Below are 21,402 nucleotides of genomic sequence, written 5' to 3'. Positions count from 1 at the left end.
TGAATAAGAAATGGAAAAATTATAACCGAACTTATAGCCATCAAAAAGCAACTGTATAGCAATTACAGGACTAAAAATTATATTTGTATAACCGAATCAGGATTTATTTAATAATCTGTATAGCTATTTTAGGACGAGTCATACTACATAGTAAAGCGTAGGTAAAGCCTACCATAAGTGTAGTCTAAGTGTAGTGGAAGCCTACTTAACCCAAATCTGCCTTTTAACTTTTCCCTCAAACAATTAATCATTATCTAATTACACCACACAAAAAATAATTCCTACCTTTGCCGCCTGAAAAAAATTTAGTAAACGACAACCTTTATGGCGGACTTAAAATTTCAACGCAACTTTGGTATTGCCGCGCACATTGATGCCGGTAAAACCACCACTACCGAGCGTATCCTGCGCTACACCGGTATGATACACAAAATAGGGGAGGTGCACGAAGGTGCTGCCACTACCGACTGGATGGAGCAGGAAAAAGAAAGAGGTATTACCATTACCTCGGCTGCGGTAAGCTGCCAATGGAACTTCCCTACTGTAAAAGGTAAGGCAGATGCCAACACCAAAAAATACTACTTCAACATTATTGATACTCCGGGCCACGTGGACTTTACCGTAGAGGTAGAGCGTTCCATGCGTGTACTGGATGGCCTGATCGCCCTGTTTTCGGCTGTTGATGGTGTAGAACCACAGAGTGAAACCGTATGGCGCCAGGCAAACCGCTACCGTGTACCACGTATCGGCTTTGTAAATAAAATGGACCGTGCCGGTGCCGACTTCCTGATGGTAGTAAACCAGGTAAGGGAAATGCTGGGCGCCAAAGCCGTTCCGCTGCAATTGCCCATCGGTGCCGAAGATAACTTCAAAGGCGTGGTGGACCTTATCCGTAATACAGGTATCGTATGGCACATGGAAACAGAAGGCATGACTTTCGACGAAGTTCCGGTGCCGGAAGATATGAAGGAAGAAGTAGAACATTGGAGAGGCCAGTTGATTGAAGCCGTGGCTGAATATGATGATACCTTATTGGAGAAATTTTTTGATGATCCTAACAGCATCTCCGAAGACGAAATCCATGAAGCGATCCGCAAAGCGACTATCGACCTGAGCATCGTACCGATGATGTGCGGTTCTTCGTTCAAAAATAAAGGCGTACAAACTGCATTGGATGCCGTTTGCCGCTACCTGCCTTCTCCGGTGGATGTGGGCGCTATCACTGGCATCAACCCCGATACCGGCGAAGAAATTACCCGCATGCCTAATGCAAGAGAACCATTCGCTGCACTGGCTTTTAAAATCATGACCGACCCGTTTGTAGGTCGTCTGGCGTTCTTCCGTTGTTATTCTGGTCACCTTGATGCTGGTTCTTATGTTTTGAACGTTAGAAGCGGTAAAAATGAACGTATTTCCCGTATCATGAAAATGTTTGCCAACAAGCAAAACCCGATTGATTTTATTGAAGCGGGTGATATTGCTGCTGCTGTTGGTTTTAAAGAAATAAAAACCGGTGATACCCTGTGCGATGAAAACCACCCGATTGTGCTGGAAAACATGTTTATTCCTGAGCCGGTAATCGCTGTGGCTGTGGAGCCTAAAACACAGGCTGACGTAGATAAAATGGGTATGGCCATTTCCAAGCTGGTAGAAGAAGACCCTACTTTGCGCGTAAACACCGATGAAGATACCGGTCAGACCATCCTTCGTGGTATGGGTGAGTTGCACCTGGAAATCATCATTGACCGTATGCGTCGTGAGTTTAAGGTAGAGGTAAACCAGGGTGCGCCACAGGTGGCTTACAAAGAAGCTTTTGCTACTACAGTAGAACACCGTGAAGTGCTGAAAAAGCAGACCGGTGGTCGTGGTAAATTTGCCGACATCCAGTTTAATCTTGGACCTGCCGATGAAGAATGGCTGAAGGAAAACGAAGGCAAGCACTTCCAGTTTGTAAACGACCTTTTTGGTGGTTCTATTCCTAAGGAATTTGTACCGGCTATTACCAAAGGCTTTGAAACAGCGATGACTACTGGTGTGTTGGCAGGTTATCCTGTAAACAATATGAAAGTGCGTGTATTTGATGGTAGCTACCACGATGTGGACTCTGATGCTATGTCGTTTGAATTGTGCGCCCGTTCCGGTTTCCGTGAAGCAGGCCGCAAAGCAAAACCAACTTTGCTCGAGCCGATCATGAAAGTGGAGGTATTAACGCCAGACCAGTACATGGGTGATGTAACCGGCGACTTGAACCGCCGCCGTGGTATGCTGGAAGGTATGGACAGCCGTGCTAACCTGCAGGTAATCCGCGCCAAAGTGCCGCTGAGCGAAATGTTTGGTTATGTAACCCAGCTTCGTTCGCTGTCTTCCGGTCGTGCAACTTCAACTATGGAATTCTCTCATTATGCTCCAGCTCCAAACAACGTTGCTGAAGAAGTAATTGCTAAGAGCAAGGGTAAAGTGAAAGTGGAAGACTAATTATCAGAAGATACAACAAGTGTCAAGATATAAACCCCGCTTTAGAGCGGGGTTTTTTGTTGTCTGAACCGGGATTTTAAAGAATCTTTGTCTGAACGGGATTGAATATAGTGCAGATATAATTTTATATTTTTAATAATAGAAAAGCCTCCGACTTGTAAAAGTTCAGAGCCTTGTTATGTTGCATATTCCATCTACATCAATCCTCCTACATATCCAAAAAATCACTCCAAATCCCGGTTCCACTATTTTTCCTGGCGCATCACCCCTCTGAAAGAAATAGTTTGCCGGTTTTGCGAAAGCACCTGCAAACTGGCGTATCCGGTACTCGTAATATTGAGAATAAGCTGGTTTGCTTTAGCTTCCTCTTTTGGCTTAATGATGATCGTATAACCGCCTTTCTTGGTGGGATTAGCAACATAATCAAAATGGATAGACGTAAACATCAACCCTGCATCTTCGGGGTTAATAGGTGCCACATACGCTTGTCCAAAATAAGGCAGGTAACTGATGAGGCTGTCATTGCGCACCGTTAGCGTATATTCGGTGGTCAAGGGTATTTGCCGCCTGCCCAGTGGCTGTGCGTATTGTGCTAAAAAAGTGCAGTTCTTAGAATTAATCATTTGTTGCAGGGACGCATCAATACCTGCATTTTTAGTAGAACTGCATTGTGCGAATGTGAGCAGTAAAAAAGCAACAATTACTTGTAAGTATTTCATAGCCCTTCAAATTGTATTTAATCGCCCGCATATTCGTGCCATAAAGAAGCGGCTACTCTTTAAAAAATGTTACTCTTTAAATACTTTATCCGCCAGTCGTAAATGCTTTTTTAGCTTTGGGCCGGGCATTAATCTTTTGGCAATAATAAAACGGTAATTGCCGGTTTGCAAAAGGTAATCGCCACCACTTGCACTACCTTTAAAAGGCAGTCTGTCTGCAATCCAGTTGACACTTACATTCCAGGAATCGCTGTTGCATCCTGCCGCTACTCTGAAGCGGGTTACCGGGTTTAGAGAAAATTTATTTTGTTTCTTATTATCCTTGGTCGTTTCGGTAGTATAACTCACGTTGAGGTTGCCTGTAAGAGAGCCGGTAAGAAAAAGGTGCTTAAACGCTACGGCTGTATAAGCATAACCAATACCCGGTCCGATACTGAAATAATTGATCTTAGTAATATCCCGCTTAGCATATTCCTTGGCAAGTATTGCCGGCACCCAACCGCTGTCGGCATTCATAATGCCATAATATGCTTCTGCACCGGCTAAAAAAGTACCTGCAGATTTTTTCTGCCATTCATTTTGAATGATAGCTGCACGGTAAGAAAAACGACTGCTGTTAAAAACACGGTAAGCCGATAAACCAAATAAATTAACGCTTGCATCGGGGCGGTAATACCCATCCGGATGGCTTGCTGCAAAGTCTTTAGGTTCTAAATGATACCCTTTATACAACTGCCCGTAAAAATCTATTACCCATTTTGGCTTATAAAAATGTCCCTGCAAATCAAGGTATCTGGTATCTCCTTTTCCCTTATCCTGATTAAGAAATCCAAAGCCATAAGCAAGATTTAAAGAGAAGTTGTGATAGGTAGCGCCAACACCCATATTTAAGGTGGTATTTGGCCAATACTTCAGGTCCTTGGCTCCTTTATCCTGCAAGGTAAAAGCGGTATATTTTTGCGAAAGGTAAAATCTTGCCGTAATGCCACCGGGATAAGTTTTATAATAATTCGTATCATTAACAGGCCTGGATAAAACCTGCGCCACCACATTTTTAGCACAGAAAAAAGAAAGTAGCATTATACATATAGCAGTTAAATGTTTCACGATAATTGTGATCTGAATTAGACAGCTCATACATGTATAACTAAAAGCTAGCCAAATACCTACTATTATGCCCTCAAAACGTTAAGACTTCATTTGCTACCGGTAGTTTTGCAGCAGATAACATAAGTATGAGCCTGATACACTGTTTGTTGCATTTGTATTTCTTAGTTGTCATGTATATGCCCAAAGTGTAAAGTTTAGTTTCCGTGTAGTTCCGTTGGGTATAAAAGGCGGACTATATGTGTGTCTGGATGCCGGCATGTTGTATGCCGGGATAGAAAAGGCAGTAAAGAACCAGGTCTTGTATGCAGGTAAAGATGTCGTGAAAAATTTACCACTTATTATTACCCATGAAAAGCCTGAGGATAACAATGAGCAACGTATAAAAGTGCAGTTACAGCAAATGAAGGATTTACAATTGCGTCTTATTTTCCCTACACAAAGCGAGCCATTCAACTTATGAATATACATACTTATAAAAGCAAAACGCTGACAGGGTTTTAAACTCTATCAGCGTTAAAAAAGAACACAGTATATTTATTATGATCAATGTGCTAATACTTCTTTATACAACCTTCTTGTCTTAGCGTCTCCGCGGTTTACATCTTTATTGCGTATTCACTGCCCAATCATCCGTACGAAAAGGCGCTACCGGTAAGCCTTCTGTGCTAAAAATATTACCTTCTGCCGTATTACCAAATCCATAGCGAACAGCAACGGGTTGTTTTACAAATTTACTCCACACAACCAATTGTCCGTTCTTCACGGTTGCATTAGCAGGAAAGAAAATATGGTCGCTGCCGGAAATGTATAATTCTTTAGCGCTACCACCTTTAATAGCCAATCCATTCAGCACGTTATCAAAAGTGATAATCGCTTTATCTTTATCCACTGCCATATTTTTATACATCGGACTTCTGTACGCAATGCCTTGTTGATTATAAGTTTCAGCCAATGCCCAGTTGGCAAGCCGTATGCCTACATCATGCTTGTTGGTGGGGTGAATATCGTTGGTATCGGCAACTAAATCGGTTATTACTACCATGCCGGTGTTATCCAATTGCATAGCCTGTTGTTGAGCTTCCTGAAGCAAGGCGCCAATGTAAGGAGTGCCATATTTAAACGGCGCTATCTGCACATAATAAAACGGCAAATCTTTATTCCATGCTTTACACCATGAGGTAATCATATCGGTAAAAAGCTGTGTATAGGTATTGGCGGTTCCTGTATTGCTTTCGCCCTGGTACCAGATAGCACCTGCAATGTTGTATGGTGTGATAGGATAGATCATTGCATTGTACGTGTAGCCAGGTTTGTAAGGCCAGCCATTAGAAGGTTGCAGTTTGGAGGCAGCTGCTTGTAGCGTATCGTTACTAGTTACAATACTATCCGGTGTCCACACTTCTGCAGGCGTGCCACCCCAGGCAGATTCAATTAAACCAATGGGTACATTCAATTTTTGGTTAAGCTGTTTCCCAAAAAAATAACCCGCAGCACTGAATGTTTTCAGCGTATTACTGTCGCATATTTCCCATTCGCCGGCACAGTTATCCTGCGGAAATTCAGCGGTGGTTTTGGGTATATGAAAAAAGCGGATGTTGGTATTATATGCCGTTGGCAATTCATTCTTTATATCCTGCAAACCCCAGCTACCACTCATTTCCATATTACTCTGACCGCTGCACACCCACACTTCACCAATTAGTACATTATCAAGTGTAATACTATTGTTGCCTTTCAGTGTAATGGTGTATGGTCCGCCGGCTTTGGGTGTGGTAATGGGTACCTGCCATTTGGCATCGCGCGTGGTTGTAACTGAGTCCATTTTGTTATCCCACGAAGTAGTAATTATTACTTTTTCGCCAGGTTCTGCCCAGCCCCACAGTGTTACACTGCTTTGCTGCTGTAGCACCATATTATTGTTGATAACATTTGGCAGGCGAATGTTGGCTAAAGAAGAAGCAGCGATGCATAAGAGAGTGGTAAAAAGAATTGGTTTTTTCATTAAGGCATATTTAAATGGTAAAACAAAAATAAGCCTGCATTGCATAAGCTGTCTGCTATTTTATTATCCATTATTGCTGTTATTTATCCGGCGCGAGAACAATATTTTGCTCAATAATCATTCACGCAGGCGTTATCTTCCATTTATTGCAACACACAACTTCAGCACAGAGCGCCCGTGAGTTGTAAATAACAGCATCTTCGCCTTAGGCGCAATTGCAGAATGACGGCTCCAATTATTAAATTTAAATTTGACAGCTTACTTAGAACTTATCTCAAAAATGGCTTTGCTATTAATTTTCAATCGTTATCTTAAATTTAAAGTATACTAAAACCCGCTTCTAGCAAGGATTTCAAGAATTAGGAAATTCATCAATTAATTGCCCAGTGTCTAAAACAGCATTTTTGAGATAAGTTCTAGAAATAAAAATGCCTAACTCACCCTATGTCCTTTCATCAGCTTATTTACCGCATCTTCAAATGAACCTGCCTGTATTATTTCACCGGCATTGACAAAGAATATTTCATCGGCATTGGCTATTGTATTCAGCCGGTGGGCAATGATAATGCGCGTTGTGGTATCCGGCAGTTTATTTAAAATTTCTTCCAGCAACTGCTCTGTAACGGTATCAATATTGGCAGTGGCTTCGTCCAGAATCAGCACTTCAGGGTTGCGCAATACGGCGCGCATAAAAGCAATTAACTGCTTTTGCCCCAAACTAATACTATCACCACCGGAAGTTACTTTTGTTTCCAGTCCATTTTCAAAAATGTTCAGCAAACCCGATAAACGTGCCTGATGTATTACCGCTTCCAGTTGCTCGTTGGTATAACCCTGATATTGCTCATTACCATACAAAATATTATCTTTTACCGTGCCGGTAAACAAAAAAGGTTCCTGTAGAATAAAGCCAATTTTTTTGGCACGTTCAGCAGGCGGATAACTACGAATGTCTTTACCATTTAATAATACCGTACCTTTTAAAGGGTCGTACAAGCGGGCAATGAGCGAAGCTGTGGTTGTTTTGCCGCCACCGGTTGGTCCCACAAACGCATAGGTTTTACCTCTGTCTAACTGCAGGTTTACATGATGCAGTATTTCCTTTCCATCTCCATAACCAAAGCTTACCTCTTGTAGCTCAACCAATGCAGCAGCTGGTTTTGCAACACCATTGTCAATAGTAATTAAATCGGAATGTAGCGATAATATCTGGCTTATTCTATCCCAGCCAGCCAGTGCCACCTGGAAGCTTGTCCAGAGCGTTGCCAACTGCCGCAAAGGGTTATAAAAATTGGTGGCATACGCCAGATAGCTCACCAGTAATCCAATGGAAAATTCGCCCTCCGCAATGAGGTAAATACCATAGACAAGCACAATTAATTGCGCCAGGCTGGAGAATAAACTGTACACAGGCAGGAAAACATTATTAGACAAGCCTGCACTTATAGCCGTAGTATAGTTTTGCCGGTTAGCTTCATTAAAACGTTTCCTGAAATAATCGCGGCGGTTAAATGCAATAATCACTTTAAAATTGTTGAGACTTTCCTGTATCTCGGCACTCATGCCGCCGACGCTTTTCAGGTTCGCCGCATTTTTCCCTTTTACCCAGGGCGATACAATACGCGTAAATAAGAAAATAAATGCTGCTGGAATAAGTGTTGCAGCGCCCAATTTAATATTAATGATTAATAAAAAAATACCCGCGCCTACCATGGTTACAATGCTGCCAATAAACTGCATAAGGGATTGAGAAAAAAAGCTATTCAGCTTGTCGGTATCGTTGTTTACACGCGATATTAAATCGCCGGCTTTATTGGCATTAAAGAAAGCAACTGGTAACACCTGTAGTTTATTAAAGATTGCATTGCGCAGGGTAAACAACATGCGCTGTCCCACGCCGCCCATAAGTTGCGTTTGTGAATAGCTGGTAAATAATGCTATTATATACATCACCAATAAAATACCCGAAAAAAGGAGCACACCATGATAGTCTTTGTGCTGTACATACGTGTCAATAGTATAGCCTATTAAAAATGGTCCCAGCAGGTTGAGTATGGAGTTGATTAAAATAGCTACCAGTGCCAGTAACAGGTTTTTGCGCTCATGTGCAATAAGCTGCAACAGGCTTTTAAGCGCCGCCAGAGTAGAGGTTTTTTGCTGCTGCTGCGATAGCTTATTAAGATTGTAATTCATAGTTGCTGGTGCTTTGTTGTGAGTTGAACAACTGTACATATTCGGGGCTGGTTTGCATCAGTTCGTCATGCGTACCCGTGGCAATTATTTCGCCTTGCATCAGCAGGATAATTCCGTCGTATTGCTCAACAGAAGCTATTTTTTGAGTAACAGAAATAAGGGTTAAATCCGGGTAATTTCTTTCAATATTTTGCAATATTCTTTGTTCGGTATTGTTATCAACTCTGGCAGTAAAATCGTCCAGCAATAATACAGTGGGGTTAATTGCCAGCGCACGTGCCAGCATGATGCGTTGTTTTTGTCCGCCTGAAAGTGAGGAGCCTCTTTCCGAAACAATGGTACTTAGGCCATCCGGCAGTGAATCAATAAAAGCCTTTAATTCTGCTGTTTCAATGGCTTTTTGCAAAGATGCATCTGTTACCGTATCGCTGAAAGCAATGTTTTCGCGTATGCTCATATTAAAGATGATACTGTCCTGGAAAACAAAACCTACCTGCTGATGAAATGCTTCGCTATTGTAATCTTCAACAGGATGCCCATCAAATAAAATAGTGCCCGAAGATGGTTTTATCAAACCGGTAAGCAGGTACAACAATTGCGTTTTGCCTGCCGCAGTAGGACCAATTACTGCTATTCTGGAACCTGCTTCCACGCTAAACGATATATCTCTCAACACCGGCGTTTGTCCATATAATACATTCACCTCCTGCAAGATAATATTGCCCTGCAAAGATGTAGTAATAGTGCCCTTTTCCGGTGGTTCGGTGGCTGCTATTACGCCACTTATCCGTTCATACGAAGCGGTTGCCTGTGCTATTACATTGCTCATAAAACCAATGACCAGAATGGGGAAAATAAGCATGGCTAAATAACTGTTGAAAGCTGCGAAATTGCCCAGCGTCATGCTTCCCGTAATAACAAAATGGCCACCAAGTGCGAGAATAGAAAGCATTGCCATGTTTGCTGTAAAAGTAATAACCGGAATCAATCCTGCAAACAAACGCAGGATAGCAAGTCCTAATGTTTTTGCTTTTGTATTCGCTTCTAAAAACTTATCGTATTCAAGTTGCTGCGAATTGACTACGCGTATGATGGCAGCACCCATAATGCTCTCATTAATTACCTTGTTCAGCCAATCTATTACGCCGCGGCTTTGTATAAAGAGTGCCCGCACTTTGCGCAATACCACAAAAAAGGTAATACCAATAATAGGGATGATGGCAATAACACACAAAGCCAGTTTCCAGTTGATGGTAATAAGCAAAATACTGGCACCAATAATGATGAAAAGAGAAGAAACAATAGAAACAATTGCCTGCGAAATAAATAGCTTGATAGAGTCCACATCCGCCGTCAGATTGGTTAATAATTTAGATGGATTTGCCCCTTCTATAAAGGCGTAACTTTGCCTCGAGATTTTGTCGGAGAGCTTTGTCCGTAAATCTCTTGCTACACGCTCCGAAGCATAGGTTTGTATAATACTTTGCAAATACGTAAATACAAATATGCACAGCACCGCAGTTGAAAACTGAATGATAATCTTCTTAAAAGAAAAGGAGTGCGCTGTAAAAGCATCTATACCATGTGCTATGATTTTTGGAAGCCATAGGTTGATGGCATTGCCCAGCAGCGTACAAACCAATAACAGCAGTATTAAACCACGGTAAGGTTTGAGCAAGTGAATGATACCCGGTTTTTTAGCCATATTTCAATCAGTTAATATCTATTGTAAGCAGAGATTTATGTTTTTTCTAAATCTTTAAGAAGGGATGCCAAGGTAAGCAAAGAACAGGAAAATGTTTTATAGTTTGGATGTAAGGAGCTACGGAGGAAAAAGAGGAGATAGTAGGGACTGTGGTGTAGTGAATGATAAGATAATAAAACTTATCTGTTTTTTGAGATGTTTGTAACGCACATTCGTGGTTTATTAGCTCAAATATAACTGTAGAAGATGAAAAGAAAGAGGTAGCTGAATGGGATTTGTCAGCCACTATAGCAACAAGTATATATTGCGCTACCCTTTCTTTATGCGCTATAATGGTCTCGATTAAATCTTGACGATTACAGCTAAACGAATGTTAGTGGCCAGAGCTTTCTATCAATTCCAAACTCCGTTCATCTCTGTCAATATAATTGGCTTTCCTTCTGTAACAATAATAGTATGTTCATGCTGTGCCATAAAGCCACCTTTATTTCCAACCATCGTCCAACCATCATTTAGGGTTTCAGCATACGTTGATGTTGTTGATATAAATGTCTCAATGGCAACAACAGCGTTTTTTCTAAATCTTGTCTGATTAGATCCGCTTCTGTAATTTGCTATTGCTCCTGGTTCTTCGTGAAGGCTTCTGCCAATTCCGTGTCCTGTTAAGTTCTTAATTACTTTGTAACCACGCTTCTTAGCCTCTGTTTCTATCAGGTGTCCTATGGCTGAAATGCGAACACCGCCTTTTATGTTATAGATTGCTTTATGCAAAATCTGTTTTGAAGCGTCTATCAGTTTTTGATGTTGGTTAATGTCTTCCCCAAGCACAAATGAGCTTCCGTTATCAGACCAGAAGCCGTCCAATTCGGCTGAAACGTCTATATTGACCAAATCGCCTTCTTTCAGTATTCTGTTGTTTGACGGAATACCGTGGCAAAACTCATTATTTATGCTTATACAAGTCCAGCCGGGGAAACCATAGGTCAGATATGGTGCTGATTTTGCCCCAAAATTCAAGAGGATTTTTGCTCCATAATTATCTAATTGTTTTGTTGTCATACCGGGTTGAGCATAATTTCTCATTTCCTTCAAAGTACAGGCAACGGCTTCGCTTGCCTTTTTCATACCAATCAGTTCTGTTTCCCTTGTTATTGACATATTTGTTTTATCTGTTTATTCGTTTGTTTGGACTATTATTATAGCCTTTCCGCTAACGGAAAGGGGTAACTGCTGTGGCAACAGACCTGCACGTCCTTTAGCCTGGTTAAAGATATACAGTTTAATAAAATTACTGTTGCTGAATAGCTTGAATTAGCCGCTATGGCAGCAAACCATTTTTCTCGATAATCATTATAAACGCCAGCCTTCTATCAAGTAAATGGAGGTTATTTTATTAGGTTAATGCTGCTATGAATGACATTGTAATTATCTTTTTCTATTTCATCCATTAATTTATTAAAAAAGCTGTTTTGTCGTCTGACAGAAATAAGCTGATCGATTCCATAAAGCCAAATAAACCTCCAACCACTGATGAACTTACAAAACCAATTATGCAGGGGAAAAATACAAGCTATAATAAAAACTCTCAAAGTAGAAAAGTTATATGTCATCATTGATGTTCTTTGATTGTAGTCAAAACAATCCCTGTCCACAGTTGCCATTAAACGCCATTTATCCTTTTCTATTGTAATCCCAGGATTAAAGCCTGTGGTATATTACAGCAGTTAGTTAAGCGAAACAATACACCCTATTCCTTCATCATACAATTGAAAATACTGCTAAAAATCTATAGCCAGCTCTTTTTAAATAAGAGCGCCAACTATATCACTCGTAATACCTTCTCAAAGCATACGCTGTTTGCTACACCGGCATACTGGCCATAGTTGGGTATTTGCTGGTAGCCACTTTTCATATACAGTGCAATAGCTTCCGGTTGTTTTTTTCCTGTTTCCAATATACACTTTTCATACTCCATTTCTGTTGCCCAATTTTCCAGTGCTTTCAACACGGTTGACGCAACTGCTTTGCCTCTGCATGCCGGTATAGTGTACATACGTTTTACTTCCATGATGGTGGCATTATATGCTTTTATAGCACCGCAGCCCACAGGTACATTGTTGTCATACGCAACTATCGCATATTGTATGTTGCCAATGCTATTAAACTGGTTATAAAAGTCGTGCTCCGCTCCATCTCTAATGGCTAATTCGGCATCAAGCTGCTTTACAAGTTCAACAAAGTGCGAATGTTGCGCATTGCTTTTAACAATAGTAATCATAAGCAGAGATTATATAAGGGTGTAAAAATAAATTAGTTTTTATACACGGTTTTACTCAATGGCTGTGTTTAAAATAAGGGTAATACACTTTTAAAAATAAGAGTAATACGCTTTTAATTGTAGCGGGTAAGTACATGGTTCATACGATTAACAATAAACCGGATGTTTGAAGTAAGATAAACAAACAAGCCATACATGCTTTTACACCATATTAATTTACACGATAAAAGTATTGATTAACCCTATTGTATATAAATAAATCTTTGAGATACAATGTGTAAATACTTAAAATCACAATAAATGTATTTTTTAGAATTAATACTTTTTTAAGGCACCACCTGTAATGTGTATAACTTGCCGGCATACTTTTATACCTGCAACCAGGATGTGAATATTTTACAATTACCATATCAAACTATCAATATCCCCATGAACAGTAATTTTACAGAACTGCTTATTATTGACGATGATTGTTGTCATAATATTTTATGTGCACTGGCACTTAAAAAAATCTTTCGTACATCTAATGTTAACATGACTTGCTTTACCAACTCAGAAGAAGGATTGGCTTACATTATGCAATCGGCTATGTCGTCAAAAAAGACATTGCTTTTTATAGACGTTAATATGCCCAGGCTGAATGGCTGGCAAATACTGGCGCGGCTGGAGCAACTGCCCAAAACACTAACAAAACACCTTGATGTGTACATCCTCACAACCACTCCCAATATGCGCGATGAATATAGGGCTTTAAAAAGTTCGCTGGTAAAGCAATACCTCCAAAAGCCTATATCCAATCACCTGCATTCTATTTTTGCAGGTCAGCCATTACAATTATCTGTTGCCTGATTGTTGTTTAATATACTTGTTTGGTCGCGTATTTAATGTGGATGTGGCATCATACTTATTGAATCCTGTTTTTATTAAGCTTATGGTTAAGGTTAGCTCCGTAGGAATATACTGTTTATAGCAAAGAAATACGAACTTCAAAGATGGCTCCGTTCGAAGCAGCCTCCCAAATAAAGGGAAGTCCTAAAACAGGAGCCTCTATAGGGCTAATTGTCAATTGATTATTAATTTCTATTTGGACATTTTTACTTCATCACACATCTAAATACCTAAACTATCTGCTTATGCCAAAAAAGTAAGCAACACTGCTTTTTTTATATATACATTATCATATCTTATTGTGAAACATTTGCTTTTTGTATAAGCATCCTTCTTTTTAGCAGGCTGCTTTTTCTATATTCCTTATATTTGTTTAAATGCGCTTTGCGCAGGCACTTAACAACACAAATGCTAACTTATACATATAGGATTGTTAAGTGCAAAAAGTCCTTATCACCAGCAGGTATGCATTGCGCTGTGCGACTGTAAAAGGTAGCAGTTTTTTGTTGTTTACCTTTGACCTATGAAAAAGAAAACGATCGTAGCCGCAGGTGGACTTGTATCTAATGATGCTGGCGAGCTGTTGCTCATTTACAGACGTGGCTTTTGGGACTTACCCAAAGGAAAACTGGATGAAGGCGAAACAATTGAAGCATGTGCTATACGCGAAGTAAGAGAAGAAACCGGACTTACCGACGTACAATTGGGTAAGCTGGTGGGCATTACGTACCATGAGTATTTTGATAAGTGGATCCAATGCGAGGTGATAAAAGAAACGCATTGGTTTGTCATGTACGCCGGGGGCACACAGCAACTGGTGCCACAGCACGATGAGGATATTGAAGATATTAAATGGGTAGCCCGCAAAGATGTAACCGGCTACCTGCAACATACATATAAGAATATTGTTGACATCATTAATCAATATTACGCATCGCTGTAAGCACGACGTGCTGAGGCGGGTTTGCTTTGGCAGAATCGTAGTTGCAGCGTAGCGAAATATATTGTATCATTTAAATAGTTGTGGATGAGTAAAATTATAATTATTTCTAACCGGTTGCCCATCAAAGTGATAGAGAAAAACGGGACTTATACATTTGCCCCGAGCGAAGGTGGATTGGCAACAGGGTTAAATTCTATTTTTCAGCAGAGCGATAGTGTATGGATAGGCTGGCCCGGTATGGAAGTGCCACTACAAGACGAACAGCGGATAAGTAATGAATTATTAAAGCAAAAGCTGGTTCCGGTGTTTTTATCCAATGAAGAAATAAAACAGTTTTACGAGGGGTTCTCCAACGAAATCTTATGGCCGATATTTCACTACGTGCCACCGTATGCCAACTACCAAATGAGCTATTGGGAGTATTACCAGAGTGTAAACAAGAAGTTTTGTCAGGCTGTTGCCGCCATTATGCAACCCGGCGATGTGGTATGGGTGCACGATTATCAGCTGCTCTTATTGCCCACGCTGCTGCGCAAAGAACAACCCGATATTACCTTAGGTTTTTTTCAGCATATACCTTTTCCTTCCTACGAATTATTCCGGCTGCTGCCCTGGCGCAGCGAACTGCTGAATGGTATGCTAGGTGCCGATTTGCTGGGTTTTCATACCTACGACGATACACATCATTTTTTGGAGTCTGTATCGCGCATTTTGCAGATAAACCGTTCCGGCAACCTCATCAAATATAACAACCGTTCTATTGCCGTAGAAGCCTTCCCAATGGGGATCGACTTTGATAAATTTCAACAGTTTGTAACGCACGAGACGGTAAAGGAAAACATTGACCAGTTAAAAGCAGATTTTCCGGGGTTGCAAATTGTACTTTCTATTGACCGGCTCGATTATAGCAAAGGCATACTGCAGCGGTTACAGACTTTTGATTTATTTTTAGAAAATAACCCCGATTATCAGCAAAACGTTTCGCTGTATATGATTGTGGTGCCTTCGCGCGACAAAGTGCAGCAATACCGCGACCTGCGCGATGAAATAGATAAGGTTGTAGGCAACATCAATGCACGCTACCGTACCAACAACTGGTCGCCCATTCATTATTTTTACCGCTCTTTTTCCATTTTGGAATTGTCTGCCTTATTCCAGTTTGCCGATGTGTGCCTCGTAACGCCTATGCGCGATGGTATGAACCTCGTGTGTAAAGAATACGTAGCCAGCCGCAGCAACAACGATGGGGTACTGATATTGAGCGAAATGGCGGGCGCCTCTAAAGAACTGACTGATGCGCTGATAGTAAACCCCAATAATGTAGTGCAGATGAGTGAGGCTATTAAAACAGCCCTTACCATGCCTGCCAAAGAGCAGGAGCGCCGTATGAAGACAATGCGCGAAACTGTAAAGCGATACAACATCCACTACTGGGTGCAAGTGTTTATGAGCAGGCTGCGGGAGGTAAAGGATATGCAACAATCGCTGCAAACAAAATATATTGGCCAGCGTACCCTGGACTATATAAAAGCAAAATACGCGCAAGCCTCTAAACGCCTGCTTTTGCTGGATTATGATGGTACGCTGATGGGTTTTAATACTTCGCCCAACAAAGTATCGCCCGATAAAGAACTGTACGACCTGCTGGAGCATTTAGTAAGGGATGAAAAAAACCATATCATCATCATCAGCGGCCGTGCACATACCAGCCTTGATGAATGGTTTGGTAAAATGAATATGGGGCTTGTAGGCGAGCATGGCGTTTGGCACCGGCAAAAGGGTGCAGCCTGGAGCCAGATGGAAGGATTGAGCGCCACCTGGAAAGAGGAGATAATGCCGGTACTGCAATCGTTTACCGAGCGTACACCAGGTACTTTTATAGAAGAAAAAACATTTTCGCTGGTGTGGCATTACCGCCGCGCTGATGATGAACTGGGTGATATACGTGCCGGCGAACTGATGAATACGTTGCGCCATGCAGTTGCCGATTTAGGGCTTAGCCTCCTGGCGGGCAATAAGGTAGTAGAAATAAAAAACATTGAAGTAAACAAAGGCAGAACTGCCTTACAATATACCGCTAACAATCAATACGATTTTGTACTGGCTATTGGCGATGATACCACCGATGAAGATATGTTTCGCGCATTAAAGGGTACTAATGCTTTTACTATAAAAGTAAGCAGCAATATATCGGCTGCGCGGTATTATCTTAAGGATCCGGCAGAAGTCCGGCTGTTTTTGCATGAACTTGTTACACCCAAACACACTTTTTCCAAAATATTTGACAAGCTGCGGCAAACGCTCGCTGATCCCTTTGGCGCTATTAAAAAGAGATTGTAAATGCTGTATTTTACTGTAAAGCCTGCTTTTTATCTCAGACAATAACAAAAAAGCAGCCATCACAATGGCTGCTTTTTTGTTTGAATTTTCTCCCTTTTCTCCCATTTATTGTATGCTAAATCACCGGTTAGAATCAATTTATATTTCTGTATAGAATAAATAACTGAGTTTTTAGTTTAGTACCAATTAATTAAGCACTGTAAAAGATGAATAGGTAAAATTGCATATTTGAATTAAGCAACCTGAAACTTTATACATTAAACCTTAAACTGCTATCCGGTAGTTCAAAATAAGCTGTTTATTTGCAACTATTAAAAACACCACTTCGCCAATAAACTACGATGTATGCAACGTCTTAAAATTTATACAGAGCAAGATATTTTAAACCAAACCAACGTCCGCCGCTTTGAAACAAAAATAGGGGAGCTGGTGCAGCATTTGCCAGATGCAAATAACATAGAGCAATCGTTGCAGCAGAGCAGTGCACATTTTGTAATTGTGGGCGTTCCCGAAGAGATTGGTGTAAAAGGCAATGAAGGCAGCGGTGGCGCCGATGCGGTATGGCAGCCGTTTTTATCCCATTTCTTAAACATCCAAAGCAACGATTTTTTTGATGGTTCGGATGTGATGGTGCTTGGGCATTTCGACTTTGCAGAGCTAACCAATTTAATTGAAAGCAATGCTCATAATAACGACGAAAAATTACAGGCCTATCGCCACGCGGTAAACAGTATTGATGATGCGGTAGAGCAGGTAACAAAGCTGATTACTTCGTGCAAAAAGATACCAATTGTAGTAGGCGGCGGGCACAACAATGCATATGGCTGCCTTAAAGGTGCTGCTAAAGGCTTGCATAAAACCGGTGCTTTGCCGCTGGCACAGTTAAATGCCATTAACCTTGATGCGCATGCAGAGTACCGCCCGGCAGAAGGCAGGCACAGCGGCAATGCATTTCGTTATGCAGAAGACGATGGTTACTTAGCCAAGTACTGCGTAGTAGGACTGCACGAAAGCGATTTGCCACAAAATTGCTGGCTCGATATTGCCAACAATCCCTTTATGGACTTTGTAACCTACGAAGATATTTTCTTGCATGGCAAGCAAACTTTTTTAGGGGCAGTGCAACATGCCATAGATTTTACTGCCGATACCTTATGTGGCATAGAACTGGACATGGGTAGTATTCATGCCGCTGGCAGCCTTGGCGTTTCTGCACTAAATGCACGGCAGTATGTTCATCTGGCTGCTTCGCAAAGCAAACCCGCATACCTGCACATTGCACAAGGCGATGCTGTAGCGGTTGATAAAAGTGATATTACCGGCAAACTGGCAAGCTATCTGGCAAGCGATTTTATTAAGGCGTTGCAGTATTAAACTAACTACAAGAATAAAAGCCATAGTATTTTCAACAAATACTGTGGCTTTTTTATTTGGTTAATTACATACAATTATCAGTAGTTCAAAATTTTCTTTTCTGTATAAAAAGTTGAGGCAGCACAATGCTTTACCACAGCATCATTAGCATCATACCGTTTTTAAATAAGCGAGCCTGTATAAGCTACGAGCTTCAGGCTGTAAGCTACAAACAGGAAGCTTAAGGCTTTGAGTTAAGTGTATATCATGCTACTTAATTGAAAATGGTATTATAGATTGTATGTAATAATTAATCCTATTCCCATGTATAATACGTATTGCATGGTACACTCTTTATAAATTTCTATTCATTTTCATTCATAACTAAACATTCATTTTATGAAAAAAACACCCCTGCTCCGCAGTATTGTATTCGTTAGTTGTTTTGTATGTAGTATCGTTTTAGTTAGTTGTAAAAAAGAAGCTGTAAGCACGCCCGAACCTGCTGTTTCCACGGCTTCTCAAGCCTCCGCTACGGCAATGAGAAGCAGTGAAATAAGCACTGCTATATCGCCGTTTGGTGTGTTAGGTAAATACTTTGACCGTGGCAGCCGCACACTGTACAGAGGAAAGGCCGGCGTTGATAATGCTATTTTATCGCTTGATTATTTTAATGAAAAGAAAGTAGTAGCAGCGTTTGATACCAAATCGCTGACCTGCGGTTATGGCGAAACTAACCTGGTAAACAAAGGCTGGAAATACCTCATTCGCTACGATATGAAGAAAGGTGAGATAACACTTGCACCCAACGATGTTATGGCTGCTGATATACAGCCCAATTCTTTTAAAACATTAACTGCTACATACGATGCAGCTTCTAAAACATTCAACTTTATGACGCGCTATACCGATAAGGATGGCAACGATAATGATGTGTTTGATATAATGACGAAAGAGTAAACAGTAGCTGTTTGTATGGATACATAAATATTATCTTGCTTGTAATAAAGTGGTGAAATAGTTCTGCCAATTGTTGTGCGTCGGTACTATTTTCAATAACATAGTACTCCCTGTATTTTGCCCAAAGCTCATCGCTTACGATTTGCAGCTTATCATACCATCGCCTGATTAAAATTGGTATAAGATACCGGCAATTCTATTTTTATCATTGTCCCTTTGCCCGGCTGGCTGTCTATGTTGTGCAGCGCTCCAATTAACTGGCTTCTGTTTCTTATATTTTTTAAGCCTAAGCCATTATTAGTAGTATTGTTTACATCAAAGCCTTGTCCGTCATCATTAATTTCAAGCATAAATTTATCTATACAAAAACAAACACGCACCTGTATCAGTGATGCTTGTGCGTGTTTGATAATATTATTAATTACTTCCTGAAATATCCGGAATAATATCAATTCTTTTTGATCGGGGAAGGTGTAAGGCTCACCCTCAATAATAAGTGAAGTAGCAAAAGCACCGGATTTTTTAAGCAGGTCAAATTCATATTCTATAGCGCCTATCAACCCTTTTTCGGTAATGGTATCGCTGTGCAAACTTTTAGATAAATCCCGCAAATCCTGAATGACTTTACCTGTCAACCGTGATAAGTCTTTTATTTTTTCCTGCATCACGGGTTTAGACTCATTGCAGTCCAGGGCGTTGATATTAAGCCGTACAAGACTGAGCACTTGTCCTATGTTATCATGTACTTCCTGCGATATGTTTTTCATCGTTTGCTCCTGCATCTCCAGCTTGCTTTCCAAAATTTCCTTTTCAAAACTGGCTTTTAATTGTTCCTTTTCGTTGATGTATTGCAACTGCTTTTTCTGATACAGCAATACCAGCATAATAATGCCTATGGCAACCACCAGCAACAGAAAAGAAACTAATATGATAGGCATAGCATCGGGCATTACAATGGCCGTTTTTGATAGGTAGGTATTCTAAAGTATGCAGTAAGCAACATAAGCGAGCAGATAAAGAGAATAATATTGTGCATTGCCCAGATATTACCCCTTTGATGTTCCCCTGCATTTTGATAATAAATAACAATTACAAAAGAGCCAAGGTAATACAGCACATACCCGCATATGAGCCAAAAATCAAAGTCTGCCAGCAGGTTTTCTTCTTTTATATCCCTTAGTAACTGATGCAAATAAAGCAATGTGTACAATACTATTGTTAAAAATACTAATCCATATATAGTGCTGTTGAAGTCGGAGAAAAATTTTCTGAAAACAATATCTACATAAGTAAACAAAACAACATTGCATACGCAGCAGACCGCTACCATTCTTTTCTTTAGTTTGTCGTGCAGCAGGATATAAAAGAACCAGGAGAAAACAAAAATATTAACGATGTACAGCAGGTTATAGCTCCAGTTATTACCCTCTGTAAGAATATGCCATTTACTGTTTTTAGGAAATAAATTGGTATAGCCGTCTTCCGTTAAAACAATGCCTGCATACAACACCGTAGCAGCAAAGAAGTAATACAAAAAAAGAACCCAATGCCTTTCATGCTTATACTGGTTGAACTGCAAAAGGAGTGCAATCATATAAGTTGCATAAGCAATAGGTTCCAGCTCATTAATTAAAAAGGATCTCACATCGCATTTATGTGTAAGCGTTATGAAATTTGGGTAACCTTACTGCAAGGTTTGGCGCATACTTCCACGCTGCCAAGTGGTCCGGTTGCAACAATCCGGTATCCTGCCGGCGGGGTGTCGTCATATTCAACACGTATGCTTATTCCTGTTCCGTCAGACGATATTTGAGCCGTTTGTTCATCTGTAAGAGTAATGGTATCTACTTGTAATTGTGCCATGGTTGGTTAGATTTTTTAAGGTGATAGAATATTTATTTGAAAGTAAAGATTATTTATTGTTCATCAGGATAATTTTGTGATATGCATATAAAAGTGGAGAGAAAAGAATTTAAACGGTTACTGGTTTAGTTGTTTGACAACATGAAAATACGACTGTTTAAGAAGGCAAACACACGTGTTTTACACCGGATAAAAGAGCGTATTTTACACGGTGAAGGATTACCCTTTTCTTACATAACAATACCCGTACAATTGTGGGCCATACCTGCTGGTATGGAACTTTTTTAGTTTGTTATAACTCAAATAAGTTTAAGATGTAAGCAGGTGCGAAAGCAATTAGTACCTGTGGCTACGGGCACGGCCTATATCATTGCAAGCAGAAGCAATCTGCGGATTTTAATAAAATTATTATTGGGGTAGGTGGCAATGTACACCATATTCCAGATAATTTCTAATCTCTTGGGGTTAGTTCCGCGAAGCTCTGCTTCGCCTTTGGTATTATCTTTATGTAGTGAGTGAATATATCCATAAGAGTCATAATGTATCAGTTTTATTGTATCATTATGTATGTCC

Annotated in this window: 18 protein-coding genes; 7 read left to right on the top strand and 11 right to left on the bottom strand. The window is 40.5% G+C overall.

The annotated features are described in order from the left end of the window. Positions 1-324 precede the first annotated feature (324 nt). The gene (gene fusA / locus FC093_RS22950; RefSeq protein WP_137264161.1) at positions 325-2,475 is read left to right on the top strand and encodes an elongation factor G; all 2,151 of its coding nucleotides are present in this window, start codon (positions 325-327) and stop codon (positions 2,473-2,475) included. 245 nt (positions 2,476-2,720) lie between these two features. Here fusA and FC093_RS22945 read toward each other — a convergent pair whose 3' ends face one another. Together FC093_RS22945 and FC093_RS22940 are read right to left on the bottom strand one after the other, a co-directional pair. Continuing rightward, on the bottom strand, positions 2,721-3,194 hold the full coding sequence (locus FC093_RS22945) for a DUF4251 domain-containing protein (RefSeq protein ID WP_137264160.1): 474 nt from the start codon (positions 3,192-3,194) through the stop codon (positions 2,721-2,723). A 69-nt stretch (positions 3,195-3,263) separates the two neighbouring features. Next, positions 3,264-4,274 (bottom strand): DUF4421 domain-containing protein, encoded by a 1,011-nt coding sequence (locus tag FC093_RS22940; RefSeq protein WP_170971202.1) that lies wholly within the window; start codon positions 4,272-4,274, stop codon positions 3,264-3,266. Positions 4,275-4,542: 268 nt separating this feature from the next. On the opposite strand from FC093_RS22940, the gene FC093_RS22935 reads away from it, so the two are divergent. Continuing rightward, the gene (locus FC093_RS22935) at positions 4,543-4,764 is read left to right on the top strand and encodes a hypothetical protein (protein ID WP_137264158.1); all 222 of its coding nucleotides are present in this window, start codon (positions 4,543-4,545) and stop codon (positions 4,762-4,764) included. 144 nt (positions 4,765-4,908) lie between these two features. Here the strand turns inward: FC093_RS22935 and FC093_RS22930 are convergent, their stop codons facing one another. From FC093_RS22930 to FC093_RS22910, 5 genes are all read right to left on the bottom strand, one after another. Then, positions 4,909-6,306 (bottom strand): sialate O-acetylesterase, encoded by a 1,398-nt coding sequence (locus FC093_RS22930; RefSeq protein ID WP_137264157.1) that lies wholly within the window; start codon positions 6,304-6,306, stop codon positions 4,909-4,911. A gap of 432 nt (positions 6,307-6,738) precedes the next feature. Then, the gene (locus FC093_RS22925) at positions 6,739-8,499 is read right to left on the bottom strand and encodes an ABC transporter ATP-binding protein (RefSeq protein ID WP_137264156.1); all 1,761 of its coding nucleotides are present in this window, start codon (positions 8,497-8,499) and stop codon (positions 6,739-6,741) included. After that, the gene (locus FC093_RS22920) at positions 8,483-10,204 is read right to left on the bottom strand and encodes an ABC transporter ATP-binding protein (protein WP_137264155.1); all 1,722 of its coding nucleotides are present in this window, start codon (positions 10,202-10,204) and stop codon (positions 8,483-8,485) included. The genes FC093_RS22925 and FC093_RS22920 overlap by 17 nt, the downstream gene beginning before the upstream one ends. Before the next feature lie 393 nt (positions 10,205-10,597). Continuing rightward, a complete protein-coding gene (gene map, locus FC093_RS22915) occupies positions 10,598-11,362 on the bottom strand; it encodes a type I methionyl aminopeptidase (protein ID WP_137264154.1) in 765 nt (254 codons plus the stop codon). Positions 11,363-12,023: 661 nt separating this feature from the next. Beyond that, complete coding sequence (locus tag FC093_RS22910) at positions 12,024-12,482, bottom strand: GNAT family N-acetyltransferase (protein ID WP_137264153.1); 459 nt, start codon at positions 12,480-12,482, stop codon at positions 12,024-12,026. Between the two features lie 429 nt (positions 12,483-12,911). Here FC093_RS22910 and FC093_RS22905 point away from each other — a divergent pair, with 429 nt between their 5' ends. From FC093_RS22905 to FC093_RS22885, 5 genes are all read left to right on the top strand, one after another. Then, positions 12,912-13,331 carry a response regulator gene (locus FC093_RS22905; protein WP_137264152.1) on the top strand — a complete coding sequence of 140 codons (420 nt, stop codon included), beginning with the start codon at positions 12,912-12,914 and terminating at the stop codon, positions 13,329-13,331. A gap of 562 nt (positions 13,332-13,893) precedes the next feature. Next, a complete protein-coding gene (locus FC093_RS22900; protein ID WP_137264151.1) occupies positions 13,894-14,313 on the top strand; it encodes an NUDIX hydrolase in 420 nt (139 codons plus the stop codon). Positions 14,314-14,397: 84 nt separating this feature from the next. Then, on the top strand, positions 14,398-16,653 hold the full coding sequence (locus FC093_RS22895; RefSeq protein WP_137264150.1) for a bifunctional alpha,alpha-trehalose-phosphate synthase (UDP-forming)/trehalose-phosphatase: 2,256 nt from the start codon (positions 14,398-14,400) through the stop codon (positions 16,651-16,653). A gap of 345 nt (positions 16,654-16,998) precedes the next feature. Next, on the top strand, positions 16,999-18,027 hold the full coding sequence (locus FC093_RS22890) for an arginase family protein (protein ID WP_137264149.1): 1,029 nt from the start codon (positions 16,999-17,001) through the stop codon (positions 18,025-18,027). Positions 18,028-18,405: 378 nt separating this feature from the next. Then, entirely contained in the window at positions 18,406-18,966 is a 561-nt protein-coding gene (locus FC093_RS22885; protein WP_137264148.1) for a hypothetical protein, read from the top strand. A gap of 152 nt (positions 18,967-19,118) precedes the next feature. On the opposite strand, the gene FC093_RS22880 is transcribed toward FC093_RS22885, so the two are convergent. From FC093_RS22880 to FC093_RS23925, 4 genes are all read right to left on the bottom strand, one after another. After that, complete coding sequence (locus tag FC093_RS22880; protein WP_170971201.1) at positions 19,119-19,904, bottom strand: sensor histidine kinase; 786 nt, start codon at positions 19,902-19,904, stop codon at positions 19,119-19,121. 11 nt (positions 19,905-19,915) lie between these two features. Next, on the bottom strand, positions 19,916-20,611 hold the full coding sequence (locus FC093_RS22875) for a hypothetical protein (protein ID WP_137264146.1): 696 nt from the start codon (positions 20,609-20,611) through the stop codon (positions 19,916-19,918). Between the two features lie 20 nt (positions 20,612-20,631). Beyond that, the gene (locus FC093_RS22870) at positions 20,632-20,829 is read right to left on the bottom strand and encodes a hypothetical protein (protein ID WP_137264145.1); all 198 of its coding nucleotides are present in this window, start codon (positions 20,827-20,829) and stop codon (positions 20,632-20,634) included. A gap of 362 nt (positions 20,830-21,191) precedes the next feature. Continuing rightward, the coding region (locus tag FC093_RS23925) for a hypothetical protein (RefSeq protein WP_170971200.1) at positions 21,192-21,402 on the bottom strand (211 nt) is incomplete at its 5' end.

It is taken from the genome of Ilyomonas limi (assembly GCF_005233845.1).
In the GTDB taxonomy this organism is placed as follows: Bacteria; Bacteroidota; Bacteroidia; order Chitinophagales; family Chitinophagaceae; genus Ilyomonas; species Ilyomonas limi.
This window is presented reverse-complemented; position numbering and strand designations above follow the sequence as displayed.